We start from the raw sequence: 24,496 nt of genomic DNA, 5'->3' as shown, positions 1-24,496 counted from the left end.
ATTAGGATTAATTTATGAAATGTTATTCTGAATAAACAAATCAAAAAATACATCTTGCTATGTTGAAGCAAAAAGCATCGCTAGAGTCAGTTCGGCTGCAAGAAAAAGAACAAGAATCAATAGCACAATTAGCACAGATACTCAGCCGAGAATCTGCACAGCCCAAATTAGTCACAAGTAACGGAGAAGAGATTCTAATTCCAGAATCAGTCTGCAACATCCTGCGTCAAGCCGTGCAAGCAATAGCATCAGATCGGGCTGTTTCGATCGTCCTTCACGATCGCGAATTGACGACGCAGCAAGCTGCTGATATCATAAATGTATCGCGACTATTTCTTGTCAAGTTGCTAGATGAAGGAGCAATTCCTTATATCAAAGTAGGTTCCCATCGGCGGATTCAATTTAAGGATTTAATCATTTATAAAGAACATCGCGACAGAAAGCGCCGTAAACTATTAGATCAGCTAATCGAGATGACTGAAGAAGCTGGTTTATACGAAGAATAGGATTAATTCACTTTTTAAAGCGATGAAAAAGCGTAAAATTTTAGAAAAGGTGCTATCTGGGTCAAAAAACATCAAATTTAATGAAATGGTGACACTGATTGAAGCCTTTGGCTTTAGTCTGGCGAGAGTCAGCGGCAGTCATCACATATTCAATCATCCTGAAGTGCCGGAAATCATTAATATTCAAAATAAGAAAGGCGAGGTGACACCCTATCAAGTCCGTCAATTCTTAGCGATAATCGAGGAATACGCTCTCACAATAGAGGATGATGAACCATGAAAGACTATCACATCAATATTTTTTACAGCAACCAAGATGAAGGCTACATTGCCGATATTCCTGATTTAAAATACTGTTCCGCTTTTGGCGAAACCCCAGAATTAGCTTTGCAGGAAGTACAGATTGCTAAAACAGCATGGCTGGAAGCTGCAAAAGCTGCGGGAAAACCCATTCCCGAACCAAAATACCGACCTGCAATATATCAACTTACGACTTGAAAGCCGATCGCACAAATCCACCTTACTGCATCCGATCGATCGTGCGATACTGCACCGCCTCCCCCACATGATTGGTTTTCAGGCTTTCATCCCCGGACAAATCAGCAATAGTCCTAGCAACCTTCAAAATTCGATCGCTAGCCCGCGCCGAAAGCCCCAATTTCCGAATCGCCATCTCCAATAAATTCCGCGAAGCATCATCCAACTGACACCAAGTGTTAATATGGCTGCTTTGCATCTGCGCGTTACACCGCAAGCCAGCTTCCGACTGAAAACGGCGAGTCGCCATCTCTCGCGCCCGCTGAACCCTCACCCGCACCGGTTCCGACTCCTCCCCCGTCGGCTGTCGCGTAATCTCCTCCGGTTTCAAACGATTAACCGCCACTTGCAAATCAATCCGATCCATCAAAGGCCCCGAAAGTTTTGCCCAATATTGCTCCCGCTTTTGCGGCGAACAAGTACACTGTTGGATCGAGTCGCCATAGTAACCGCAAGCGCAGGGATTTGTACTAGCAACTAAAGTGAATTGTGCCGGAAACATCACGGATTGTCTAGTCCGAGAAATCGTCACATAACCATCTTCCAGCGGTTGACGCAAAAACTCCAAAACATCTCTTTTGAACTCTGTTAATTCATCCAGGAAAAGTACGCCGCGATGTGCTAACGAAATTTCACCCGGACGCGGAAAACTGCCCCCGCCAACCAGAGAAGGCCCCGATGCCGAATGGTGAGGACTGCGAAAAGGCCGATCGCTCACCAGCATTCCCTTATCCTTCAACAACCCCGCCACCGAATGAATTTGAGTCACATCCAAAGCTTCCTCAAAAGTCAGCGGCGGCAAAATCCCCGGCAAACGTCTCGCCAGCATCGTCTTACCGCTCCCTGGCGGCCCCACAAAAATCAAATTGTGTCCCCCCGCCGCCGCAATTTCCAAAGCCCGCCGCGCGTGAATTTGCCCCTTTACATCCTTTAAATCTAGACCCGGAATCCGCTTTTTTGCTAACTCTTCTCGACCGTTTACTTGTAACGGCGAATAAACTTGAGGATTGTTTAAAAAATCAGTAACTGCAAAAATATTTTCAAAACCGTAAACAGATATTCCCTGCACCAAAGCGGCTTCTTCCGCATTACCAGCCGGTACAATTAACCCAGAAACACCCATTTTGGCAGCAGCAGCGGCGATCGGCAACACCCCAGTTACAGCCCGCAAACTTCCATCTAAGGACAGTTCGCCCAAAAACAAATAATCTCCCAAAAGTTCAGCGCTGACTTGTTCCGACGCTGCCAAAATGCCAATGGCGATCGGCAAATCAAAGCTCGGCCCTTCCTTCCGCAAATCCGCCGGAGTTAAATTTATCACAATACTCCGCATCGGAAAAGCATAACCCGAATTTTTTAGCGTAGCCTTAACCCTTTCTTTAGCTTCTTGCACCGCCGAATCGGGCAACCCCACCACCACAATTTTCGGCAGCCCCCCCGACACATCAGCCTCCACGCCCACCTTTACCGCGTCAATGCCTACGATCGATGCACTCCAAACCCTAGCAAGCATTTTTCTCGATCCCTAATTTGCCTGTCTTTGATTCATCATATATTATGATTAACAATGACTAATGAATATCGGAAGAAGCAAGAAAAACTTTTCCTTGCCTCTTCCTTTTCTCTTTTTGCTCCTCTGCTGCTGAGTCTTCCCCCTTCCCTCTTCCCTCTTCGCCTTCTGCCTTCCGCCTTCCGCCTTCTGCCTTCCGCCTTCACCCTTCCGCCTTCTGCCTGCCACCTTCCCTCTTGGGCCTTGCCACTTCTTCCGTCTTCCGTCTTCCTGATGACTGATGACTAATGACTAATGACTGATGACTAATGACTTCCTTCCTTAACACCCATGACAACTCAAGAAACGCTTTTCAGCAAAATCATCCGCAAAGAGATTCCAGCAGACATCGTTTATGAGGACGACTTGGCCCTCGCCTTCAGAGATATCAATCCCCAAGCGCCAGTCCACATCCTCGTCATTCCCAAAAAACCTATTCCCAAATTAGCCGATGCCGAATCGGGAGACCAGGATTTGATGGGACACCTGCTGCTGACTGTCAAGCGGGTAGCAGAACAAGAGGGCCTGTCCAACGGCTATCGCGTCGCGATCAATACTGGTAATGACGGCGGCCAAACTGTAGACCACCTCCACCTTCACATTCTCGGCGGACGGCAGATGAACTGGCCCCCCGGCTAAAGGTTAATTTTGCAGGCTCCATTTACGAACTCATCTTCACAAACCCGGTTGATTGCGATTAGCGCCTCAGAAACCGGGTTTTTTGGTCAACAAATTTTTGCCGCATATCTTTGATGCGAGTCGGTCAACCGCAGATGTCAGGCCGATCGACACAGATGCGGGGCAGATAATTTTAAGATGGTTTTGGCATGAATGCAACCAGTCTATTGAGAATGTAGTTCGATCGCAACTTCCCCCTCGACTTGGCCGCCAGTGAAGTCACCCCGGTAGCAACGATTGCTCCTTCAATCAACAGCTAAAATTAGCTTTTTGTTTGAGAAAATATAACTTAAGAGACTTATGTCTCATCTTATTTCCGCTGCAACGCTCGCCATCAAAATGCTTCGCAGTGAGGACTTTACTCCTGGTAATGGATGCGGACTGAAGTCCTCACTACAAACAGTTAATTTACCGGACGTGATATCTTAATTAAGAATTATTATATTTGGCGATCGTCAAAGTGGCAATATTTAATTGGCTTAAATTTGAAAAACTCGCGCTTGGGAAATCTCAAGTATTAGCTTGGGCGATCGCATTTTTCAGCGGCATTTTGATGGCATTGACAACAGCACCATTCAATGCTTGGCCGTTAGCCTGGATTGCATTAGTTCCGCTGTGGGTTATGGTTGTCAGTTATGAACGACCAATAATCACAGAAAAAAAACAAAAAGTTCTTCCTTCTTCCTTCTTCCGACTTCCCTCGGACTTCTTCCTTCTTCCTTCTCTCTGGGGAATTGGCTATCACGGATTAGCCCTATCTTGGATTATGGGAATACACCCCATGACTTGGTTGGGAGTTCCTTGGTGGCCCAGTTTGGCGATCGCACTTTTTTGCTGGACATTCATCACCCTTTGGGGAGCCGCATTAGTCACCGTTTGGGCGTGGCTATGTGTAATTCTCAACTCCCTCACTTTCCCCGGCAAAAATCCTATTCTTATTCTCAATTCCCCCCCTTGTAAAGGGGGGGCTGGGGGGGGGGAAACTCAATTCTTAGCATTAACCCGCGTTTTAATTGGCACAGCTTTGTGGTGTGCCTTAGAAAGTATTTGGAGCACAGGTTCGCTGTGGTGGACATCACTATCATACACCCAAAGTCCGCACAATTTACCAATATTGCACCTCGGTCAACTCTCCGGCCCCGCTGCAGTAACAGCCGCCATTGTAGCAGTAAATGGCTTAATTGCCGAAGCTTTTATTGAAGGAAGAAGTCCGAGGGAAGTCGGAAGTTCGGCAACGAGCAATGTACGGGATGTAACGGATGGGAGGAAGGAGGAGGGAAGAAAGAAGAAGGGAGAAGGAAGACGGAAGAATTGGGTTGCTTATATTTTGCCTGCGGGTTTGTTTTTAGTTTTGCATATTGTCGGCTGGAGTTTGTACAATCGCCCCTTAATTCAAGAAGCCGGAACATCATTAAAAATTGGGATTATTCAAGGAAACATTCCTAACGCAATTAAGTTTGACTCAGACGGGTGGCGGCGCGCTTTGGAAGGTTACACCGCGGGATACAAAGAGTTAGCAGACAGAAAAGTCGATGCTGTGTTAATTCCAGAAACAGCTTTGCCTTTTATCTGGACAAACGAGTATCAGCGTTCCACTCTTTCCTTTTATCAAGCTATTCTCGAACGCGGTTTAGTGGCTTGGGTTGGAGGATTTGGACAAGAAGAAAACGGTCTCACTAATAGCTTATTGGCGATCGATCGCACTGGAGCAATTGTCGGCCGCTACGATAAACTAAAGCTAGTACCTTTAGGCGAATACATCCCTTTTTACGAAATCTTAGGCGGGATTATAAATCGGCTGTCACCCTTAGATGCTCGTTTAGTACCAGGAAACTCAAAACAATTATTTGATACGCCCTTTGGCCGCGCCATCGTCGGAATTTGTTACGATTCCGCCTTTGCTGAAAATTTCCGATACCAAGCAGCACAGGGAGGCGAATTTATGATTACAGCTTCCAACAATGCCCATTACAAACCGCCGATGCTGGCCCAACATCACGCCCTCGATGTGATGCGTGCAATTGAAACAGATAGATGGGCAGTTATCGCAACTAATACGGGGTACTCTGCTTTTGTAAATCCTCACGGCGAGACGATTTGGAAATCTCGACTCAATACCTACGAAGTCCGAGATGCTACTATTTATCGGCGAAAAACTCGGACTTTGTACGTGCGCTGGGGAGATTGGCTGACACCTTTATTGTTAGTTTTAGCTGGGTTGATGCGGTTGATTGTTAGAAATTAATTTTAGTAAAGGGTTTGCTGGTGGGGTGGGGGCGGGTTTATTGAATCTGTCTGCACTGTCAGGATTATTGGTGAACTCGCCCCTACAGTTCACTCGTTGCTCAGGTACGTCGCTCGCTCAATTATCGATTTTTTTCAGTAATTTTCAATAGCGACGCACCCTACAGTTACTAACAACTAACAACCAACAACTAACAACTGAGGGCGGGCACGCACCATCCACCGCCCCTACCAACTAACAAATAACAACTAACAACTAACAACTAACAACTAACAACTAATGACTAATGACTAATGACTCATGACTAATGACTAATGACTAATGACTAATGACTAATGACTAATGACTAATGACTAATGACTCTACTTATCTTTCACCTGTTGGTGAACGCTAGGAGATAAAGAAATTAAATCGTCCATATTGCGCTGCATGGCAGCACAAATATTGTCCAAAGGCAAATCATTGTCATCGTGACCGAAGGGATTTTCTATCTCAATGCCGATTTCTTCGATGCCGAACAAAGTAAAACTAATTAAAGCCACAACAGGGCCGGTTCCCCAAGTCAAGTCCTTCACCATTTGAAAGGGTAGTGCCAAACAGTAAATCAACAATAGCTGCTTCAGGTGAATTGTGTAAGCCAAAGGGATAGGTGTCTTCAAAATCCGCTCGCAGCCACCTAATACATTAATCATAGAGCTGAGCAACTCCTTCATAGCAGTTAACTGATATACATCGAGGCAATTTCGCTCGTACTGATTGTGCAAATAATCCTCAATCCAAAAGGCAATTTCTAGCGGCGGATTGTTCATCAACTTGAGCTTTTGATACTGCGATGGGGACATCAACGGCTCCAATTCTGAATTTATTGATTCTTGGCGCAAATGCAATTTCATCGATACTGCAAAGGCAGGCAACAGGCGCAGGGCTGACTTTTTGGTGGTGTTATCCTGCGGGTCTTTTTCCTCAATTGCTACCCAGATTTGGCGCGCTAAATTGCGGACGTTGTTGACTAAGGTTCCCCACATTTTCCGACCTTCCCAAAATCGCTCGTAGGCTGTGTTTGTCCGAAAAACTAACAGTAAACCCAGCACAATACTCGGTACAATACTAGATAAAATGGGCAAGGAAACCGGCCATTTCAAAAAGTGCAGCAGGGAAATAAAAATTCCAAAGCCGCCGCACAGTAAAACCCGGGGCAAAATTGAGAGAATGACAGAGCCGCGAAGCTGTAATGCAATTTTAAACCAAGACGGTCGATCGACATTCATGCAATTCTCCTCATAAAATTAAATCACTCGTCTGCGCCCATAGTCTATTTTCGATTGGCGATTGACAAGGGCAGATGCAATCTGGGGGTTGGAACTTTGGTCTAAAATTGGGGCTTTTCACAACTTCTATAGGGCGCTGGTATCCCTGTTGGGGTGCGGTGAGAGCTTCCGAAAAAAGCTTTCCTACAAACAACCTTTGGATTTTACCGAAAAAACTCATCTTTAGGATCGATCGCCAATGTCAAATTGATTGACTGATGCACTTAATTAGGTAAGATTGGTTGTGTATCTTTAATATCTCAGCTTCCGTGCAAGAGCTACCGACATCTTTGCCCCCGAATTCTCCCCGATTGCCCAACCAACGGTGGCAAATTTATGCGCCTCAACCGCAGCAAGCCGAACAGTTTGCCGCAGAAATCGGTTTGTCGTCTTTGCTAGCACAGGTACTGATTAACCGAGGTATCGATTCTGTTGAAGAAGTGCAAGGGTTTATCGAACCGGAATCTCTGGTTTTGCCCGCGCCAATGGATGAGTTTCCCGATTTGGCTGCGAGTGTCAAATTGTTGCGGGAGGCGATTTCGGGAGGGCAGAAAATTGCGATTTGCGGCGATTACGATGCTGACGGGATGACGAGCACGGCTTTGTTGCTGCGAGCTCTCAGGGCTCTGGGGGCGAAGGTGGATTATGCTATTCCCAGCCGGATGCGAGAAGGTTACGGGATTAACGATCGCATTGTAGAAGAATTTCACGCTGAAGGTGTCGCTCTGATTCTGACAGTTGACAACGGGATTGCAGCCTATGGGCCCGTTGCCAGAGCCAGAGAACTCGGTGTTAAAGTTATTATTACAGACCACCACGATTTGCCGCCAAAACTACCGCCGGCGGATGCTATTCTCAACCCGAAATTAATTGCGGAATCTTCGCCTTATCGCGGCTTGGCTGGGGTAGGTGTGGCCTATGTTTTGGCGATTACTTTAGCTCAAGATTTGAATAAAGTTGGTGGGTTGGTAAATCCGCTGCTGGAGTTATTTACTTTGGGAACTATTGCGGATTTAGCTCCTTTGACTGGGGTTAATCGCCGCTGGGTAAAGCGGGGTTTGCGACTGCTGCCTCACTCGCAATTGGCGGGGGTTCAAGCTTTGATTCAGGTGGCGGGAGTACAGGTGCCAAGTGCGGAAACTTTACCTCTTTTTAATTCAAAAAGTCAAGCTAATAATACGTTAAAGCCTGAAGATATTGGTTTTCGGCTGGGGCCGCGGATTAATGCTGTGGGGCGGCTGGCTGACCCTCAAATTGCGATCGAGTTGCTGACGACGGACGATCGCGAATTGGCACTCAAAAACGCGATACAGTGCGAACAAATCAATCAGCGCCGGCAGGAGTTGTGCCAGGAAATTGAGCAGGAAGCGATTGCTTGGTGCGAGAAAAGTGCGATAGATTTGCAGCAGGAACGGGTGTTAGTTGTGGTGCAACCCGGTTGGCACCACGGGGTGATCGGGATTGTGGCTTCTCGGTTGCTGGAACGTTACGGCGTACCCGTTTTTATCGGTACTTTTGAGGATGAGGGTGGCGAAAAGGGTAATATTATCCGGGGCTCGGCGAGGGGAATTCCTGAATTTAATGTATTTGACGGGCTGAATTTTTGCGCTGATTTGTTAACTAAATTTGGCGGACATAAAGCGGCTGGCGGTTTTTCTATGCCGGCCCAGAATCTCGAACAATTTCGCCATCAACTGTCAGTTTTTGCCAATCAATGTTTGCAGCCAGAACACCTCAAGCCGCTGGTTTCTGTAGATGTGCGAGCGGATTTGGCTGAGATTAATCTCGATCTTTACCGACAAATTGATGCTTTGGAACCTTGCGGAATTGAAAATAAGGCTCCTGTATTTTGGACGGCTAATGTTTGCATCACTGAACAGAAAATTGTGGGTGAAGGAGGCCACGTTAAACTAACTGCAACTCAAGATGAAAAAGGCTCGGCTAGTGTGAAGGGGATTGCTTGGCGTTGGGGGGAATATTTTCCTTTGCCTCGGCGGGTTGATATTGCTTACCGATTGCGGGAAAATAGTTTTAAGGGCAAGACATCGGTTGAGTTAGAATTGTTGGGTGTCCGCTTGCCTGCTAGTGCTGCAAGTTCGAGGCGGCAGGTGTTTGGAAAAGTTGAGTTTGATTATTGCGATCGCACTTATTCTTGCAGTCTGTCTCCCGCCGGTTCTCAAGAGGAGTTGAGAATTCGCAACTCTCAAGGGCAAGTTTTGGCTGTAGCACCGGGACAAAACATCGGTTTGTTGGGCAACTCCCGCCTCGATGCTAGAGAAGTCGATGTATCTTTACCTTTTTTTGAGAATTTGATTCAAACTGCTAAACACGCCCTGGGTATTTGATAAGAAAGCTCGTGTTGCTGGGAAAATTGGCGATCGAGCGTTTTGAATTTTGAATAATTTAATAACTCAAAACTCCCAACTCTCGATCGCTGTCTAGCGTGTTATACAGCATATTCCATGTATGTGCGGTACACACAACCTGGTAGTAGGTAAGGTGCGGATCTCTCGACAATCTACAAGTTTCATTCAACATCTGGCAGATCCGCACCCTACAAATTATGTATCATAACAATTAAGGCTGCTACTGTACTTTATCAACCTGGAATATGCTATAATTACAGATCGCCGCCTTTAGCGGCCAATAGAAAAATCACGATCGGGCCCGAAAGCACGACTGCTGCGAGTAAAGCTACTTGAACAATGAGTTGGTAGTTTACACCGTCGAGGCCGCTGAAAAGATCGGTTATAAAGTCCATGTGTCCTCCTGACTGTAGTTATTAAGTCTAGATTGTTCAATTAGAAAATCCGCTTCTGATTTTACCGGGCTATTGTCCCTATTTTTTAAGGAAGTTTACAAAATTCAACAAAATGTAAAGAACGATCGACCTCCCAGCGATCGCGCATTCCGGTCAAAAACTCCTCTATTGCTCGATAGGGGAAGAGAATCCGACAGGAACTAATGAACGAGCGAGCGAGTAAACTAGGATTTTGTACGCATCCGAAGCCGGGACTTTCCCGCCTCCGGCGCTGGCACTTGATATACTACCAAAAGCTGAAATATTCTGGGGTTTCCGATTTTCCCGCTAGCGGGCCCAATCTAAAATCTCAAACTTGTAGGGCTCCGTCGCAGTATCTAAACTCTAAAACTTGTACGATCGCGACTTGTCCGCTGGCGTAGCCGAAGCGAGTCGAAGAATCTAAAATCTAAAATCTAAAATCTAAAATCTAAAATCGAACTATGGCGAATTGGCGTTGCGTAAAACAATGCGGTGCTTGTTGTTACCTAGAACCAACAGAGCGCCCTGACTTAGACGAGTATTTGTCTGCTGAGGAATTAGAGCTATATTTGGGCTTGGTCGGAGATGACGGTTGGTGTGTCAATTTTGACAGGAATACGCGAGAATGCGGAATATATGCCGATCGACCGCGCTTTTGTCGGGTAGACTCTGAGGTGTTTGAGGAGATGTACGGGATTGAGCCGGCCCAGTTGAACGATTTCGCGATCGAGTGCTGCAAGGAGCACATTGAAGACCTTTATGGCGATCGCTCTTTGGAAATGATCCGCTTCAACTCCGAAGTGGGAATTCTCGCCTTACCCGGTAATTAACCGAGTTGATGTTCCTTTGGGTTTTGTCCCTCCAGCTCCTTTGCCCGATCGCTATCTCCATCTAAAATCTAAAATTGAACGATCGTCTGCCAGTTTCTCCAGCCGATAGTGTCAAAATAAATAAATTACGGAAATATCGCGCAGTTGAGTTGAGCCATGAGCAATCGAGAAGGTTTTACAGGGGGATTCATTGCCGGAGCCGCAGTTGGTGGCTTGGTGGGCGCATTTTTCGGCGCTTTGCTGTCGCGGCGCGCTGCGGAAGCTTTGCTGAGTGAACCTTCAGAAGCAGAGGTAAGAAAGATCCGCCAGAAAAAAGCCAGCCAACTCGAAGCCGAAGGGATGGAAGTAGCAAGGCTAAGTTTGGAAGATAAAATTGCCCAGCTAAATCAGACCATCGATGACGTGCGGCTGCAACTAGGCGATGTCAACGGGAATGGGCCAGCGCACAGCAGCGAGGGTTCGATCGCCCGAGACTCCTGAATCAATTTAAAATTTTAGATTAGTATGCCAGTTGCATCCGGGCGATCGACTTTCACGCCGGAGTGTTTCGCTTGCACAGCACGAAGCCAGAGACAAACACAAGAGAGCCGGAAAATCGCATTTCCAAACAACATTTTTACCAAATCGGGATGCTCCCACCCTCGCCCGCTCCCCCAGCTATGCTAAGCTTAAAATTGAAGCGTCTGTAAACTTTACTCAAACTTCCACCAGAATATATGAGTTATTCCATAGGTCTTTTGGCAACCACGCTGTCCACATTTCTGCAAATCTATACATTCCTAATGATTGCTAGGGTGCTCTTAAGCTGGTTCCCCAACATCAATTGGTACGATCCCCCGTTTTCGATTTTGAGTCAGCTAACAGATCCTTACCTAAATCTGTTCCGATCGATTATTCCACCCCTAGGAGGGATTGACTTTTCGCCGCTGATTGCATTCTTTTTACTTCAGTTTGGCTCGGAATTCTTGATCGGTCTTTTAACCAGCTTGCAAACAGCCTTGTAGTTAAAAAAGCTTAATTTGTTAAGCAGCAAGCGTAAATTGTTTGGCAGACGTAGCTGCAGGCAACTAAATTTTAGATTTGACCTTCTTAAATGAACTCCCCGGTTGAAAAGCTGGGGAGTTCTTCGTTGTAAATTAGAAATTAGAAATTGCCAGCAACTCAACAATCTAAAATCTACAAGCAAAAATCGAAAACTGCATCGCAATTTCAGGGTAGCCAACCCAAAAGCTCAAATAGTTTTGTTAGCGACGAACCACGCCAGTAAAACCTGTAGCCTTAAATTGCTTGAGCTTCAAAGGTGTTCGCTGATTGCTGGACACCGAAATTCTGATCTGAAAATCGCTAACTCCGGGAGGAACTTCTGCGATGGAACCCAAGCGAGTTCGGTTTTGCATCACCGGATTTTCATCTGCATCATAAATGCGGCCGAAAATATCGGCATTGACAACAGGTTTGCCGCTACTATTTTCCGCTTTCCCTATAATCAAAAAGCAGTTAGCTTCCATAGAACTGCCGCTAGTGACTGTTCCTTCTGCCATTTCGGCCGGACATTCGCGATAAGAAAGATCTGAAAGTTTGATCTGTGTCAGAGCCCAAGCGGGCGGAGTGTATACCAAACTAAAAATTGCGATCGCGCAAGTAGCAAAAAAAAGACTGATAGCTCGAAATTTCATAAATTGCAGCTTAGCGTATATTTTAATTCCCAGCTTAGCGCGAATTCACGATCTAATTTTCAACATCTTTAGGGAAACAGCACTGCGCGGTTTCCCTACCGCCAGACAAATAGCATCAGTCTAAGCCTAAATGCTGCCGCAATGCTTGGCGCATCACATCGACTGGGACTGATTCTGTGTCCAGCCAAATTTTCAAGGCGGCTGCTCCTTGTTGAACGAGCATTTCGAGTCCGTCAATAGCTAGCGCCCCTCTTTGCTGTGCATCTTTGAGAAACTGAGTAGGATTCGGGGTGTAAATTAGATCGTAGGCGATCGCACCGGCAGAAATTCGATCGAGCGCAGCAGCAGAAACCGGCGACTTTTCCCCGTGCGGGTGCATCCCCACAGGAGTCGTATTCACCAGCAAATCCGCCTGCGAAATCAACATTGACAAATTATCCCAAGTATGCACCTGCAAATTTTGCACCGGCATCGGAGAATTTACCCAACTCTGCTGAAATTCCGCTAAATTTTGGGCGCTGCGGCCGACAACGTGAATCTCGGCACATCCCAATTGAGCGCATCCAGCCACAACAGCCCTCGCCGCCCCGCCATTCCCCAAAATTACCGCTACTTTCTGACTCCAATCGGAACCCCCCCTAGCCCCCCCTTCGTAAGGGGGGGGACTGGATTCAACAGCCGTATCGTCGTTTTCTAAGGGAGAAATCACGTCTTTAGCCCCCCCTTCGTAAGGAGAGTTTGGGAGGGGTTGCAGTGGCGCGAGAAAGCCTTCTACGTCAGTATTTGTGCCGCACCAGCCTTTGTCAGTTCGGTAGACGGTATTGACTGCGCCGATCGCCCGGGCGATCGGCGAAACTTCCGACAGCAGCGGTAAGATGGCTTGTTTGTGCGGAATCGTGATGCTAAATCCCCGAAGGTCGATCGCCGCAAATCCTGCAAGCGCAGCCTTTAAATCCTCTGGTTTTACCGGAAATGGGAGATAAACAAAATCGACTCCAAAGTGAGCAATAGCAGCATTGTGCATCGCCGGCGACAGAGAATGTGTGACGGGATGACCGATTACTCCGAGCAGTTTAGTAGTGCCTTGAATCATAGTAGTTTGATGTGGAAGGAAGTTCGGCAACCAATTGTTTTAACCGATTTAACCGATGGCTTTTGATGGAAGCAGAAAAGAAGAATCAAGAATAATTTTGATAGCGCTATTATACATTTTTTGGTAATTGCTCAACCAGGAAAAAAAGGGAGCCATTAGTAGGGAGCGCTGGTTGAATAGAGCGATCGGCAGTTCCAGCCAAACCTTTGCCAGTATTGACAACTGAACGCACCGCTGCTTTCCCCATCCCGGATTCATTCGGAACCGAAGCCCTTAGCCACGCGACCAAATATTACACTCATCCGAATCGCCAGCGCACTCTGATTATTCGTGGGTGGAATTGTCGCATCTTCCAGAAATATAACTACATTGTCAATCAGCCAACCCTAGGCTTTTCGTAACCAGATATCACCCTTATATTCGGGCGCTAAATTTAAAATTTCGGTTAATCTTTCCTGTAATTTTTTTCGATATCTCTTGAGTCTAGTATCGTCAATTTTTTCTCGCCATCGATGGACGATCAAAACCCTTACTTAATAATAACCTCTTCATCCCTAGGGCAAAAATTATGTCCCCAAAATCAATAGTATATTCGCAATCCCGCAATCTATCGGCACTCACACACTTGCCATTGTGGTGCTGAATATTTTTTTGAGCACGGGAGAATTTTCACACCCAGATATCGCGACGAAAATATTTTGAAGAGGCGCAACAGTTAATAACATTAACTCCAAATAAATGCCACTTCGATAGAAAAGGGTTGCGTGCTGCAACCCCCCTAACAGTATATTTCCTAAATATCTTTGTCACCCGCCCCGAAATTATATATGAAATTGCGATCGCACTTATAACTTTAACTAATCAGAGACCCTGCTATAGCCAGTGATTGGGATACGTCCTTTCTTCCGCTAAATTATTAAATATCACGGCGCACAAGACCAAGATCATCGATCCTTCAAAAGCAGGTGTTAGCAAAAATTGCCAGTCTGGTTTGGTCATCATGACGACTAACGCAACTGCTCCCGAAGGCGGATGTAGAGTGCCGGTCATCTGCATAATGCCGATCGCACTAGAAACTGCTATCCCCATCGCAAAGGGAGAAGAACCGAAAAAATGCAGAATTATTAAACTGACTAAAGCAGCTAAGAAATTGCCCCCAATCACATTCCGGGGTTGAGCCAAGGGGCTGTCAGGCACACCAAAGATTAGAACGCTTGTAGCGCCAAACGGAGCCATTAGTAAAGGAGAATTAGTTTTTACAGCAAGATAGGACGTTGCAGTAATTGCCAAAAAACTGCCAATCCAACTCCAAACAATATGTCGGTGATGAGGTCTTTCTATTGGGCAGGTCAATGCACAGGATTGCCATCTACCAAGGATTTTAAACCAATATCTTTCCCATTGCAGCAGGATTTTTTTAGGGTCAACCATAAACGTTATTTGATAACCGGGCGTTTTAAATTGTTTGAGCCAGCCTCTACTAAAGTTAACATACCATAACAATTCGTAAAAAAGTAGTTAAACGCACAGATTTTTTTACTTCTATGCAATTTGAGTCGCAGCTCGCAACTCGGTTGGAACGGACTAGCAAGTTTTCTCGGTGCAACATACGTTACCGGCCACGGCAAAACTTCACCCGTAGCCCTCCGAGTGCTCTGGGTAAAACGAGAGGTTATTTGTCAGGTGCGATACCGAGTAAGCATGAATTGACAGATCGCACCCACGCTTTGGAGCGGCCTCTGGTTTAGCCGTGCGAGATCCCTTTTCCGGTCATTCCTGATAAGTTAAGACACTGGCTGCATTTGTCAATCAGTAATAATACTTAAAAAAAACTGTCGATCGACAAATGAAGTGTCAAGAATCCCCGCACATAAGCGGGCGGGGAGTATATCAAACCTTGATTCAGCAACGGCACACATTGTTCTTATTAAATACAGTGCAAAGCATTTAGGAAAACTTGCAGCGGACAATAGAGCTAATTAATTAGCGTTGTGAGTATTTGACAAATCAAAGCTGTTTCGCCACATCTTCAGTTTCGCGAAACTCCTTTGCATCCGCCAAAATCGGATTGACATCAAACCAGTAATCCTCGCCGTAACGGTATTCAAACACCCAGAGACTGCGTAACAAAATTTGGTATTTAGTTTCTCCGTTGACAGTTTTGGTAGCGGATACTTGGCGCAGTAAATTCCACTCATCAGCTTCGATCGCCAAAGTAAGCTGGTGGCGGCGCTGGACAATCACATTTTCCAAAGTTTCCCGCGACAGAGGAGGGTCTTGTTTTTGCAGACAGCTATACAAAAGTTGCAACAAATTGCGGACATGGCCCCCGCTAACTCGACACAGGCGATCGAGAGTTTCAGCAGAATCGAAAATTTTGTCAACCAAAGCATAGCGCCCAGATGGTTCCACCGTCGGAAAAGCCCGCGCCAGAACCATCTGTCGCAGCAATTCCACACCCTCAGAGCACTCAGAACCGTCGCTCAACTGCACCGGCACCATCGGCAAAACCTTCGGATCTACCCCAAAGCGATTGGTCAACTGGCCCAAATCGTTAGAGAAAATCAGCACCAAAGGAATTGTATACACGATGTGGCAATTTAGTCTTGCCAACTGTTCCCCGCGATCGACAAACAGATATTCCGGCTGCAAGCGCCCCGTCGGTTTCGCGCACAGATGTATGCGATCGAGATTGTCGATAATTACCACAAGTCCCTGTTTCCCTTGGCGTTTCAGTTCTTGATTGGCCGGTTCGAGCAACTCCTTATTCAGTGCTTCTAAAATTACATTAGTTCGCGGCTCCAAATATTGCCGCAACTCCGATCGCAAATTCGGAGCATCTTTCGCCTTAGCCGTAATTTTGCCAATTCCCAGCGCCAGAGAAAATTCTCCCTCAGTGCTAGCATTTATTTCCCCAAAACCAGGGATATTAGCTTCAGCCCTCAAATCTATTTGAGTTTGAAAAACATCAGCAACCCCTTTCAGCAAAGCTTTAAAACCCGTTGGTTGCAGCTTAATTTGCATTTTTTCAATGCTTTCGCTCACCTGACGGGCAACGCTCAGCAAAATGTCAGTAATATCCACATCAGCCATGTCTAAGTCTTTACTAGACTCAAAATAAACAACATGAAATCCTTGCTGCTGCAATTGTGCTTGCAGCCGCAGCAATTCTGTTGATTTACCAGAGCCGATGTGACCGGTGAATAATTGACAGGTAGGCACGTCCGGGGATAGACGGCTGATGGTACGCTCCAATTGTTCTACGATTGTGCCGCCCCGCACTGAAGAGAAATCGATATAGTATTGTCGGTCTTCTGTATTTGCTACTGCCAAGGTGTAGCTGGGATTGCAAGCTTTATAAAATTTCTGTAAATTTAGTTCCATACCCTGTTCTCTGTTTGATAACATGATGCCTTAATAACTTCTTCATTTAACTATTGTAAGAATCCGAACAATTGGTCAGTTAATTTTGATGTTTTATTGGGCGGCAAATATTTAGATGTATAGCGGAATCCGCTATCAAAACTCCTAGTTAAATACAGTTGATTCAAGCGTTAGAACTTTAGTCCTGTAATTTTCAAGACAACTCAAGCCATCACTACAAACAGATTGCGCGAATTTGTATATTAAAATCAAAGACGAAGAATTGACGGGAATGTTCTCGAAAGAGGGTATTTTATTGCGGTTAACCGAATCGATTTGCATTGCATATATCTTTGATTTATAGCTCAACCGCAGGTGCTAGGCACATAAACACAGATAATTTCCCGATCGGAAATCGATATTTAAGAGCAATTAGACAAGCCGCAGCATTGGGATTTGGCTTAAGCGTGATTCCCGACTACTTGCGTGCAGATTCTGTCAAAGAAAATCGGTTAATACCAATTTCATAAAGTAGCGCTAGATATTACCCCCCCAACCCCCCCCGCGAGTAAGGCGGGGCTAAGACTTCATCCATAGCACATCTTTATAAAAATGGTATAATATCAAATCCTCTCTTCATCGGAATAGTAAATTAACAGTTAACATCATGTATGAGTGCAACCGGAATTGATCTAACTCTCATCCTCAAACCCTCACCCACCGTCAACAATCGCATTTGGCTGGCGTTCAGAAAATCAGAAAAACAACAGCAAAAAATAAAACGGATGCTCGAATTGTACCAACTTCAATAAATTAATTCGCGATCGCGCTTCCCTCTCCTCCCTCTCTTCCCTCACTCAGCGCCCTCTGCGCCCTCTGCGGTTAAAAAACTCCAAATTATACAACAAAAAAAGGGCTAGCAATTAGGCCAGCCCCTCAACTAATTGGAGACATTAAATTACAACTAATTTAAGATCTCAAATCTCAAAACAATCTAACTTCTGTCGATCGCTGCTACCGGCTCAAAACTCGGAACCACAACATCAGCATTCTGCTTAGTCAACTGGTTGTAAAGCCTTTCAGTATTCGGGAAATTAGCAGCAGGGAGAGTCGGGAAGCGGCGGTAAGGAACAGTATCCTCGCCAAACGCTTCAGCATATTCAACGCTGTTCAACATCGCGTTGATAAAGCCCTTAATCCCTTGGCTTGCCAAGATTTGGTTGTACGTCCGAATCTCCGCTTGATTGCGAGGAGCGCGGCCCAAGAAGTGCTTCGTTCCCAACTCAATCACCTTAGTATTGGGATAAGGTGCGTAGAACTGTTTCACGTACAGCGACGAGCAACCCAAAGCCTCAATAAACTCTTTGAGATTGATTTCATTGTTGCCCAGTTTGCTTTCCAGCGCCGTGAATTCATTCTTCACAACATACGGATGGATGTCGCGCTCAAAAACTTGACGGTAAGCAGCTTGAATTAAAGTTTTCAAAGCTACTTTGTCCGAAGTAGTCGTCAGCTTGAACACCTTAGTTTGTTCGCGCCGCTTGCTGACACCTTGAGCAATCCGATTTTGCAACTCGACATCGCCCGGAGAGCCGGCAGTACCAAGTTCAACAAACCTAGGTGTTTCTGTCGCCGTCTCAAGGTTGACCTTTTTCTCACCAAAGGAGCCTGTACGCATCGTCCGCATCGACAAACCAGCCGGAGTCACGTAGCGCTCGTAGGGGACTGTATCTTCCCCGAAAGCTTCGTTGTACTCCATGCTGTCCATGATGCCATCGACGAGCGCGTAGAAACCCTTCTTGGCGCAAATGTCAAAGTAAGCGTTCATTTCCTGGCGGCCGTAGGTAGGGCGTCCCAGGAGTCGGCGGTGGATGTACTCGATCGCCTTACAAACGTACAGCTTGCTCCAGTACATATTGCGGAACACATCAGACTTCGCCAACATCCGAATAAACTCGCGCATCGGAATGTCGCCGTTTTCCAGCTTAATTTCCGCCACCTTTTGGCGCTGGCCGTCGAACACATCGCGGCCGAACACTTGCAGGTAAGCAGCCCGAATCACCGCTTGGGTGGAGCTTTCGGTATATTTGACACTGGAAGCACTGCTGTAGCCGCTAGAGACACCGCGAGTTGATTTTTTCGGAGATGTGTAACCACCGGGGAGCTGGTCTAATTTAAAGACCTTGGGGCCGAGAGAGCCGGGAGCCTTACCTCTGGCATCCGGGTTGCTCAATTGGTTTTCAATACCAGCACCTTGACGGATCAGGATGCGTCGGGTGTCTTTGCCGAAGGGAGCCGGACGGCTCTTGGGGTTGCGAGTTTCTTTCGGGAAAATCGCGCCGAACTGAATTTCTAAGGGGTCATTACCAACACCGTAAACGTGCTGGTCTGGTAGCGGCTGGGTGTAGCCGGCAAACAAGGTGATGAACTGAGGAACTTTGCGGAACGGAGCGCTGAAATTGAACAGATCAATTTGTGGGCCCCAGTTGCGGCATTCCTGAGCTTCTTGGCCCAAACCGCGCAGGTAAGGAACTGTTTCTTCGCCGAAGTAGTCGGAATATTCCTGGGAATAAACCATTGCGTCTACGAGGCCTGCGAGGCCGCTTTTGGTGACGATCGCAAAATACTTGCTAAATTCCTCCCGCGAGCTCAAACCGCGGCCGAGGAAGTGGCGGGCCGCCAGTTCTACAGCGCGACTGTTGACAAAGGGCTCGTAGAATTGCTGGCGGTACAGAGGAGATGTACCCAAACGGCGGATAAACTCTTTCATCGAGATTTCGCCGTTTTTGACCTTAGATTCCAGGTCAGAAATGCTTTGGCTGTAAGCGCGGGTAATGTCGCGCTCGAATACTTGGCGGTAAGCTGCTTTGACTACTTCTTGCTTTTCGCCCGACGACAGACCGGTTTTCATCGCGAATTTCGAGCGTCGTTCCGATGCGTTGAAGTAGATTTGAGGCAGTTGCAGGCCTTGCTGATCCTTGGTTTCGCGCTGGCGCACCTTGTCTGAAGGTGTCGGAGCTTTGAATTCGGTAATTGCTACGTCGAAATACTGTGCGACGATCGTGCGTCCGGCCTCATCATTCTTGAAATAACCCAAGGATGCAGCCTTCATTTCCTGCATTGCCACAATTGTAGCCGCGGAAGAGCAAGCATTTTCGATAATTTCCCGCAATCCGCGCACGTTCACCGAAATAATATTCGGGTCGCCAGCGACGATCGCGTAGGTGATGTAGCGCAAAAACCAGCTCAAATCCCGCAGAGATTTGGTCATGTTGCTCGGGCCGTAGCGCGAGACATTAATCGGCCCAAACCCAGCAGGAACTGGGCCGCCACCGCCACCGTTGCTCGAAAACAGATTTCCCAAACCCAACAATCCGCCACCTGAACCAGAGCCGTTGCCGCCGCCACCCGCGCGACCTTCAACGTAGGTAACAGTTCCCAGTTTCATGCCTTCAGAGACATTAACCGAGCCGCCACGAGCCGCACCAGCCATTGCCATCACAGGTTCTGCCGGTCTTTCCAAAAATGCCAGCGGGGAACCGCCGACAAAAATTCGGTTGGCGGCCCGAGACACTATCAGTTCTGAGTTTCTCGTCAGCGTCTCAGAAATTGCGATTCTCATCGCACCGGAACTGAAATAAGTTGCCAGTTCGCTAAGTTCGCCCCGCTGTAGGAAGCGGTCTTGCTGTTCTGCTTGCGAAATCGTTGCGACCGGTACAGTTTGATATAGTTGCGGACGCGCAACTGAGCTTCCACCACTTGCTTTTACAGTCATTAGACTCCTTCGCTCCCTATCTAAATCGTTGCAGCATTTACCCAGACTAACCTTGCCTTCTGATGCAAGTACAACTAGGTATTTTGCTTTGTTTACTTTTTGCCTTGACCTGTCACGAGGTTGGGGCGCTTACTTTCTTAGATTAAAATGTTTTGGTTTCATCTTTCGTCCTGCCGGGAAATGTCCGACCCGAAGACAGGCACGCGGCACTTCCTCCGCCCTTGCTTGGCCCTAGACCCCCGGCAAAAATTATTTGCAGGAAAGCTCGCGAGCGGGCGATCGCAGCAACTGCCGTTTATTCAGGAACAAGAAAATCCAAAATTTTCTTCTGCCTTTTGCTGGGCCTTTTACTTTTTGCCGAAAGACGCCTCCGCTTTACCCGAAAGCTCAGCATTGGGTGATTGACAGTCCTCGTTTGTTAAAAAGCCTGTCGAGACTTATTGTATAGATTCACGAGAGCTTATATGAGAAAAAATGATAAGTTTTATTACGCGCCAACTGTCAGTCGATTTAAAATTTGAGATTTTTGATTTGAGATTGACTCGCGCGAAACAATAACAGTTTACCACGTAGCGCCCTTCTGTCGGAGCTCGGGACAATCTCAAAACTCACGCACTAACCCCTCACCCACCTATGGATACTACGCCCGATATCAGCGCTGCCGTGCGGCGGCTTTACGATACTTTCCCTTTTCCTCCCGATCCTTTGTCCGACGAACCGCCCCCAGGGTATAACTGGCGCTGGAGTTGGCCTGATGCTTACAATTTTTGCACTGGCCAAAAGCCGCCAAAACTCGATATTCGGATTTTAGATGCGGGCTGCGGCACTGGTTCGAGTACGGATTATCTGATTCACCTCAACCCGGAAGCGTCCGTAACGGCGATCGACCTTAGTTCCGGTGCCTTGAAGGTAGCACAAGAACGCTGCAGGCGATCGGGGGCGCGAGAAGCCGATTTTCGCCACCTCAGCATCTACGATGCGGCCGAGTTAGAGGGCGAGTTCGATCTGATCAACTGCGTCGGCGTGCTGCACCACTTACCCGATCCGATCCGGGGCATTCAAGCGCTGGCGGCGAAGTTGGCGGAGGGCGGTTTGATGCACATTTTTGTGTATGCTGAGCTCGGCCGCTGGGAGATTCAACTGATGCAAAGGGCGATCGGACTTCTCCAAGGCAGCCAAAAAGGCGACTATGCTGATGGTGTGAAAGTCGGCCGTCAAATCTTTGCTTCTTTACCAGAAAACAACCGTCTTGTCAAGTACGAAAAACAGCGTTGGGCAGGAGAAAATCAGCGAGACGAATGTTTTGCTGATATGTACGTTCACCCGCAGGAAATTGACTACAACATCGAGACTTTGTTCGAGTTAATTGACGCTTCGGGATTGGAATTTCTCGGTTTCTCAAATCCGGGATATTGGCAATTAGAACGACTGTTAGGGAAAGCACCGGAATTGATAGAAAGAGCTCAGGGTTTGACGGAACGAGAGCTTTATCGATTAATTGAATTGTTGGATACGGAAATCACTCATTACGAGTTTTTCTTGGGCAAAAAGCCTGTTAATAAAATTGATTGGTCGGACGACAAGGCACTTTTGGCTGCAATTCCAGAGTTGAGTGTTTGTATCCACGGTTGGCCTAGTCAACAAGTGTTTGATTGCAATTATCAATTGATGGATTTGTCAAGTGCTGAGTTTGAGTTTCTGCAAGGTTGCAATACCAGAACTGTGGGGGAGATTTTGGCGGATGTGGACATGGGATTGGATGAAGTGCGATCGATCTTATCAAAACAGCTAATTTTGCTAACACCGTGCGATCGGATATAACAATCGACAACAGGGGAATTGAGGACACGGCAATGCCGTTTCCCTACCCCAAAATAATCGATCGATCCCCCTCGCAACAGATATAACCATCGCCAGATTAACTGTAGGGAAACGGCACTGCCGTCTCCTGATTGTGGGTAACTTCCCGTAAAATCCAAAATCCCAAATGGATTGACACAGGCCCCCCTCTGCGGCTACGCTTTGAAGTTAGAGGTTGCTTTGCTTGTAGAGGAAGTAGCCCGCGTCCCCTCCGCTTCGCTCCGCCCAAAAATCTAGTTGCACTCCCTCCGCTTCGCTGCGCCCAAAGCTGCTGGTAACAGCAATGGACAGCATAACCGCCAAACTGATCACAGCAGTCTGGAGGCTAACGGAGTATGATAACACTCTCTGTAGCCGCCCTGCTATGTCTTGAAAAGCGGGGCGGCTGGGTTTTTGGGTTTTTTTAGAAAACCCAAAACCAGGAGAACATAATTATGTCACAGGAATTCTTGCCTGACGACAACAAATTTGCACGGCCAAATGACGACTCAGCAGCAGAATCGGAACAGGATGTGGTTTGTGTAACGGTGACAGGTTCGCAATCGGGTGTCAGGGAAACCATACTCACCTTGTACCGCCTGGGATTTGCCCAAGTTGGCGATTGGAGTCCCCTACAACGTGCAGCCAATCCGAAGCAAGTGATGAGTGTGCTGATTCGCCGTCGGAAGCGCAAAGCGTAGGTGTTTGCTCGTTCCCAGGCTAGAGCCTGGGAACCAGTTAAGAAGACCAACAAATCTCAGGCACGTTACTTTACTAAATCAGGATAAGAGCATATCCTAATTTAGAGGCTGAAACATCTATAAAAAAAGCTAGGCGGGGAAACTCTAATTTCCCATTCTTTATAGGAACTAGGCAGAGTTGTAAGAGTTGGAGTATGAGTGGGCTGGCAAGCTAACGGCAAAACGCAGCGGCGGCAGATAACCTTGAACTAAGCACCAGCATTTTTCGTCCGTCCGCTCCCGTGACGTGTTAGGCAATACATAAGGCACAATGAGGAAGAAGCATTACGCAAATCATTACACATAGTCGTTAATCCATGACTGTAAAGCCAAGCCATCTCTTAAATGCAAGCGTAGAAAGTTGTCTCGTCTTTTTTTCTCCTTTACTACTCCTGCTGTGAATTTACCTGAAGTTGCAACGAGCAACATAGGAAAATTTTGGTTTGCGTACAAAGCACTTCTAACATCGCTCACTCCTACAACAGGGCGATGTTTAACTTCAACTGCTAATAATACAGTTTCGCCTGGAATTAATTCTCCACGCGCTATAATGTCTCGCCCTCCATCTCCTGACGGTGGCGTAAGTTTCACCTCAAGACCTCTTGATCTGAGTAGCTCAGCGACCAACTCTTCTAGTTGTCTCCATGTCAAGTCTTGCAAAGTCTTATAGCCTTGCGAAAGCGCCATTACAATATCTCGTGTAGCGTCTGCGATCTGAATAGATGGTGTTGTAGAAGGTGAATGCCAAAGGTTTGGAAGTAATAACACGGAAGGGTATGAATCTCCTTGCAGCGCTGTACGACAGCAAGCAACAATTTCACGTAACGAGACTTTCAGGGAGGCTCCTTGAAGAGTAGAGCGAAACTGAAGCGAATTTTCTGCTAAATCTAAAGCTACACCTTGATACCAAATCCCAGAAGAAAGTTGACGGCAGTGTAAACCGAGCATAACTTCAAAAGATTCATGGTTAGGTAAGCGAAAAGATGCATCAACTTCTGATATCCATCCATGTTTTTTCATGCCTTTATTAAAGGCTGATGCAAGTTGTTCAGCTTGTGCTCTCTCAATGCGAATTTCATCAAAACCCAAGGGAATAAGCAAATGAGGATTACTGTATAGGTACTTAAAAAATATTGCAGAAGGATCTATGTGTCCTGAGCGTTCAAGACCATGCCGAAACTGTTCAGGGGAAATATTTGAAAAAACTGACGCAACAAATTCGTTAGCTGACAATTGACCTGAATTTTTACGAATACCTAAATGCAGGGCGCGTACCCAAGCGGTTTTGTCTTCGTAATCGTCGAGGAAAGCCTCAAACGCATCAACTTCATCAGGTTGAACAATCATTAGATTTATTACGAAAGTGCATTTTCAGACTACTATGCCTAACTTATAATTATAGCGCAGTTGCAGTACAATTGTGACGCAAAAAAGCTAGACGGCCACCGCTCCAATCCGATCGCTCCGACCGTGGCAACCTTGCCAGACGTTAGACCCACGCTAGACCCGCAAACTTTGCCTGTGATGCAACTCTGCCAGCCTTGCCACTGCCACAGGTGGAATCATCCCAAAACCC

At 46.8% G+C, this 24,496-nt stretch carries 24 protein-coding genes; 14 read left to right on the top strand and 10 right to left on the bottom strand.

Going from position 1 to position 24,496, the window contains the following annotated elements:
• Positions 1 to 59: 59 nt before the first annotated feature.
• From QUA97_RS08300 to QUA97_RS08290, 3 genes are read left to right on the top strand one after another with little or no spacing between them, the layout of a single operon-like run.
• Complete coding sequence (locus QUA97_RS08300) at positions 60 to 506, top strand: excisionase family DNA-binding protein (RefSeq protein ID WP_333194351.1); 447 nt, start codon at positions 60 to 62, stop codon at positions 504 to 506.
• 22 nt (positions 507 to 528) lie between these two features.
• Positions 529 to 786 carry a type II toxin-antitoxin system HicA family toxin gene (locus tag QUA97_RS08295; protein WP_333194350.1) on the top strand — a complete coding sequence of 86 codons (258 nt, stop codon included), beginning with the start codon at positions 529 to 531 and terminating at the stop codon, positions 784 to 786.
• The gene (locus QUA97_RS08290; RefSeq protein ID WP_333194349.1) at positions 783 to 1,004 is read left to right on the top strand and encodes a type II toxin-antitoxin system HicB family antitoxin; all 222 of its coding nucleotides are present in this window, start codon (positions 783 to 785) and stop codon (positions 1,002 to 1,004) included. Before QUA97_RS08295 ends, QUA97_RS08290 begins: the two co-directional genes overlap by 4 nt.
• 22 nt (positions 1,005 to 1,026) lie before the next feature.
• Here QUA97_RS08290 and QUA97_RS08285 read toward each other — a convergent pair whose 3' ends face one another.
• Positions 1,027 to 2,556, bottom strand: coding sequence for a YifB family Mg chelatase-like AAA ATPase (locus QUA97_RS08285; protein WP_333194348.1), 1,530 nt, complete (start codon positions 2,554 to 2,556; stop codon positions 1,027 to 1,029).
• 327 nt (positions 2,557 to 2,883) lie between these two features.
• Between QUA97_RS08285 and QUA97_RS08280 the strand changes: the two genes are divergently transcribed.
• Together QUA97_RS08280 and lnt are read left to right on the top strand one after the other, a co-directional pair.
• Positions 2,884 to 3,231: a histidine triad nucleotide-binding protein gene (locus QUA97_RS08280; RefSeq protein WP_194071011.1), complete on the top strand. Its 348-nt coding sequence runs from the start codon at positions 2,884 to 2,886 to the stop codon at positions 3,229 to 3,231.
• Positions 3,232 to 3,730: 499 nt separating this feature from the next.
• A complete protein-coding gene (gene lnt, locus QUA97_RS08275; RefSeq protein ID WP_333088002.1) occupies positions 3,731 to 5,515 on the top strand; it encodes an apolipoprotein N-acyltransferase in 1,785 nt (594 codons plus the stop codon).
• Positions 5,516 to 5,877: 362 nt separating this feature from the next.
• Here the strand turns inward: lnt and QUA97_RS08270 are convergent, their stop codons facing one another.
• On the bottom strand, positions 5,878 to 6,783 hold the full coding sequence (locus QUA97_RS08270) for a bestrophin family protein (protein ID WP_194070998.1): 906 nt from the start codon (positions 6,781 to 6,783) through the stop codon (positions 5,878 to 5,880).
• Between the two features lie 308 nt (positions 6,784 to 7,091).
• Here QUA97_RS08270 and recJ point away from each other — a divergent pair, with 308 nt between their 5' ends.
• Positions 7,092 to 9,167: a single-stranded-DNA-specific exonuclease RecJ gene (gene recJ, locus QUA97_RS08265; RefSeq protein ID WP_194070997.1), complete on the top strand. Its 2,076-nt coding sequence runs from the start codon at positions 7,092 to 7,094 to the stop codon at positions 9,165 to 9,167.
• A 275-nt stretch (positions 9,168 to 9,442) separates the two neighbouring features.
• Here the strand turns inward: recJ and psb30 are convergent, their stop codons facing one another.
• Positions 9,443 to 9,583, bottom strand: a complete 141-nt coding sequence (gene psb30 / locus QUA97_RS08260; protein ID WP_106149210.1) for a photosystem II reaction center protein Ycf12/Psb30 — start codon at positions 9,581 to 9,583, stop codon at positions 9,443 to 9,445.
• A gap of 203 nt (positions 9,584 to 9,786) precedes the next feature.
• Between psb30 and QUA97_RS08255 the strand changes: the two genes are divergently transcribed.
• From QUA97_RS08255 to QUA97_RS08240, 4 genes are all read left to right on the top strand, one after another.
• The gene (locus QUA97_RS08255) at positions 9,787 to 10,005 is read left to right on the top strand and encodes a hypothetical protein (RefSeq protein ID WP_194070996.1); all 219 of its coding nucleotides are present in this window, start codon (positions 9,787 to 9,789) and stop codon (positions 10,003 to 10,005) included.
• Between the two features lie 60 nt (positions 10,006 to 10,065).
• Positions 10,066 to 10,434 (top strand): YkgJ family cysteine cluster protein, encoded by a 369-nt coding sequence (locus QUA97_RS08250; RefSeq protein ID WP_194070995.1) that lies wholly within the window; start codon positions 10,066 to 10,068, stop codon positions 10,432 to 10,434.
• Between the two features lie 156 nt (positions 10,435 to 10,590).
• Positions 10,591 to 10,914 (top strand): hypothetical protein, encoded by a 324-nt coding sequence (locus QUA97_RS08245; protein WP_194070994.1) that lies wholly within the window; start codon positions 10,591 to 10,593, stop codon positions 10,912 to 10,914.
• 236 nt (positions 10,915 to 11,150) lie between these two features.
• Positions 11,151 to 11,438, top strand: a complete 288-nt coding sequence (locus QUA97_RS08240) for a YggT family protein (protein ID WP_194012794.1) — start codon at positions 11,151 to 11,153, stop codon at positions 11,436 to 11,438.
• A 240-nt stretch (positions 11,439 to 11,678) separates the two neighbouring features.
• Here QUA97_RS08240 and QUA97_RS08235 read toward each other — a convergent pair whose 3' ends face one another.
• Together QUA97_RS08235 and QUA97_RS08230 are read right to left on the bottom strand one after the other, a co-directional pair.
• Positions 11,679 to 12,110, bottom strand: a complete 432-nt coding sequence (locus QUA97_RS08235) for a hypothetical protein (RefSeq protein WP_194070993.1) — start codon at positions 12,108 to 12,110, stop codon at positions 11,679 to 11,681.
• Between the two features lie 115 nt (positions 12,111 to 12,225).
• The gene (locus tag QUA97_RS08230) at positions 12,226 to 13,203 is read right to left on the bottom strand and encodes a shikimate dehydrogenase (protein ID WP_333194346.1); all 978 of its coding nucleotides are present in this window, start codon (positions 13,201 to 13,203) and stop codon (positions 12,226 to 12,228) included.
• A gap of 215 nt (positions 13,204 to 13,418) precedes the next feature.
• On the opposite strand from QUA97_RS08230, the gene QUA97_RS08225 reads away from it, so the two are divergent.
• Positions 13,419 to 13,604, top strand: coding sequence for a hypothetical protein (locus QUA97_RS08225; protein WP_194070991.1), 186 nt, complete (start codon positions 13,419 to 13,421; stop codon positions 13,602 to 13,604).
• A gap of 472 nt (positions 13,605 to 14,076) precedes the next feature.
• Here QUA97_RS08225 and QUA97_RS08220 read toward each other — a convergent pair whose 3' ends face one another.
• The 3 genes from QUA97_RS08220 to QUA97_RS08210 all read right to left on the bottom strand — a co-directional run bounded on the left by QUA97_RS08220 (position 14,077) and on the right by QUA97_RS08210 (position 20,341).
• Positions 14,077 to 14,634, bottom strand: coding sequence for an HPP family protein (locus QUA97_RS08220; RefSeq protein ID WP_194070990.1), 558 nt, complete (start codon positions 14,632 to 14,634; stop codon positions 14,077 to 14,079).
• Between the two features lie 576 nt (positions 14,635 to 15,210).
• Positions 15,211 to 16,587 carry a P-loop NTPase fold protein gene (locus QUA97_RS08215; protein ID WP_194070989.1) on the bottom strand — a complete coding sequence of 459 codons (1,377 nt, stop codon included), beginning with the start codon at positions 16,585 to 16,587 and terminating at the stop codon, positions 15,211 to 15,213.
• Positions 16,588 to 17,560: 973 nt separating this feature from the next.
• Positions 17,561 to 20,341 (bottom strand): phycobilisome rod-core linker polypeptide, encoded by a 2,781-nt coding sequence (locus QUA97_RS08210; protein WP_194066521.1) that lies wholly within the window; start codon positions 20,339 to 20,341, stop codon positions 17,561 to 17,563.
• Between the two features lie 147 nt (positions 20,342 to 20,488).
• Here QUA97_RS08210 and QUA97_RS08205 point away from each other — a divergent pair, with 147 nt between their 5' ends.
• Positions 20,489 to 20,746 (top strand): hypothetical protein, encoded by a 258-nt coding sequence (locus QUA97_RS08205; RefSeq protein WP_333194343.1) that lies wholly within the window; start codon positions 20,489 to 20,491, stop codon positions 20,744 to 20,746.
• 228 nt (positions 20,747 to 20,974) lie between these two features.
• Entirely contained in the window at positions 20,975 to 22,162 is a 1,188-nt protein-coding gene (locus QUA97_RS08200; protein WP_194066523.1) for a class I SAM-dependent methyltransferase, read from the top strand.
• 207 nt (positions 22,163 to 22,369) lie between these two features.
• Here the strand turns inward: QUA97_RS08200 and QUA97_RS08195 are convergent, their stop codons facing one another.
• A complete protein-coding gene (locus tag QUA97_RS08195) occupies positions 22,370 to 22,546 on the bottom strand; it encodes a hypothetical protein (protein WP_194066524.1) in 177 nt (58 codons plus the stop codon).
• 89 nt (positions 22,547 to 22,635) lie between these two features.
• On the opposite strand from QUA97_RS08195, the gene QUA97_RS08190 reads away from it, so the two are divergent.
• Positions 22,636 to 22,881: a hypothetical protein gene (locus QUA97_RS08190; RefSeq protein WP_194066525.1), complete on the top strand. Its 246-nt coding sequence runs from the start codon at positions 22,636 to 22,638 to the stop codon at positions 22,879 to 22,881.
• Between the two features lie 336 nt (positions 22,882 to 23,217).
• Here the strand turns inward: QUA97_RS08190 and QUA97_RS08185 are convergent, their stop codons facing one another.
• Entirely contained in the window at positions 23,218 to 24,267 is a 1,050-nt protein-coding gene (locus tag QUA97_RS08185) for a restriction endonuclease (RefSeq protein ID WP_333194340.1), read from the bottom strand.
• Positions 24,268 to 24,496 lie beyond the last annotated feature (229 nt).

Origin of the sequence: Microcoleus sp. CZ3-B2 (assembly GCF_036705055.1) — a bacterium.
GTDB lineage: Bacteria > Cyanobacteriota > Cyanobacteriia > Cyanobacteriales > Microcoleaceae > Microcoleus.
The sequence above is the reverse complement of the archived record's forward strand: the minus strand, read 5'-3'. Positions and strand labels throughout refer to the sequence as shown.

Excerpts from the sequence above, each read along its gene's own strand:
- QUA97_RS08280 (WP_194071011.1), top strand. The coding sequence starts at position 2,884 with ATGACAACTCAAGAAACGCTTTTCAGCAAAATCATCCGCAAAGAGATT.
- QUA97_RS08300 (WP_333194351.1), top strand. The coding sequence starts at position 60 with ATGTTGAAGCAAAAAGCATCGCTAGAGTCAGTTCGGCTGCAAGAAAAA.
- QUA97_RS08210 (WP_194066521.1), bottom strand. The coding sequence starts at position 20,341 with ATGACTGTAAAAGCAAGTGGTGGAAGCTCAGTTGCGCGTCCGCAACTA.
- psb30 (WP_106149210.1), bottom strand. The coding sequence starts at position 9,583 with ATGGACTTTATAACCGATCTTTTCAGCGGCCTCGACGGTGTAAACTAC.
- QUA97_RS08245 (WP_194070994.1), top strand. The coding sequence starts at position 10,591 with ATGAGCAATCGAGAAGGTTTTACAGGGGGATTCATTGCCGGAGCCGCA.
- QUA97_RS08190 (WP_194066525.1), top strand. The coding sequence starts at position 22,636 with ATGTCACAGGAATTCTTGCCTGACGACAACAAATTTGCACGGCCAAAT.
- QUA97_RS08220 (WP_194070990.1), bottom strand. The coding sequence starts at position 14,634 with ATGGTTGACCCTAAAAAAATCCTGCTGCAATGGGAAAGATATTGGTTT.
- QUA97_RS08285 (WP_333194348.1), bottom strand. The coding sequence starts at position 2,556 with ATGCTTGCTAGGGTTTGGAGTGCATCGATCGTAGGCATTGACGCGGTA.
- QUA97_RS08235 (WP_194070993.1), bottom strand. The coding sequence starts at position 12,110 with ATGAAATTTCGAGCTATCAGTCTTTTTTTTGCTACTTGCGCGATCGCA.
- QUA97_RS08240 (WP_194012794.1), top strand. The coding sequence starts at position 11,151 with ATGAGTTATTCCATAGGTCTTTTGGCAACCACGCTGTCCACATTTCTG.
- QUA97_RS08205 (WP_333194343.1), top strand. The coding sequence starts at position 20,489 with ATGTTTTGGTTTCATCTTTCGTCCTGCCGGGAAATGTCCGACCCGAAG.
- QUA97_RS08295 (WP_333194350.1), top strand. The coding sequence starts at position 529 with ATGAAAAAGCGTAAAATTTTAGAAAAGGTGCTATCTGGGTCAAAAAAC.
- QUA97_RS08255 (WP_194070996.1), top strand. The coding sequence starts at position 9,787 with ATGAACGAGCGAGCGAGTAAACTAGGATTTTGTACGCATCCGAAGCCG.
- QUA97_RS08250 (WP_194070995.1), top strand. The coding sequence starts at position 10,066 with ATGGCGAATTGGCGTTGCGTAAAACAATGCGGTGCTTGTTGTTACCTA.
- QUA97_RS08270 (WP_194070998.1), bottom strand. The coding sequence starts at position 6,783 with ATGAATGTCGATCGACCGTCTTGGTTTAAAATTGCATTACAGCTTCGC.
- QUA97_RS08215 (WP_194070989.1), bottom strand. The coding sequence starts at position 16,587 with ATGGAACTAAATTTACAGAAATTTTATAAAGCTTGCAATCCCAGCTAC.
- QUA97_RS08200 (WP_194066523.1), top strand. The coding sequence starts at position 20,975 with ATGGATACTACGCCCGATATCAGCGCTGCCGTGCGGCGGCTTTACGAT.
- QUA97_RS08290 (WP_333194349.1), top strand. The coding sequence starts at position 783 with ATGAAAGACTATCACATCAATATTTTTTACAGCAACCAAGATGAAGGC.
- QUA97_RS08230 (WP_333194346.1), bottom strand. The coding sequence starts at position 13,203 with ATGATTCAAGGCACTACTAAACTGCTCGGAGTAATCGGTCATCCCGTC.
- QUA97_RS08185 (WP_333194340.1), bottom strand. The coding sequence starts at position 24,267 with ATGATTGTTCAACCTGATGAAGTTGATGCGTTTGAGGCTTTCCTCGAC.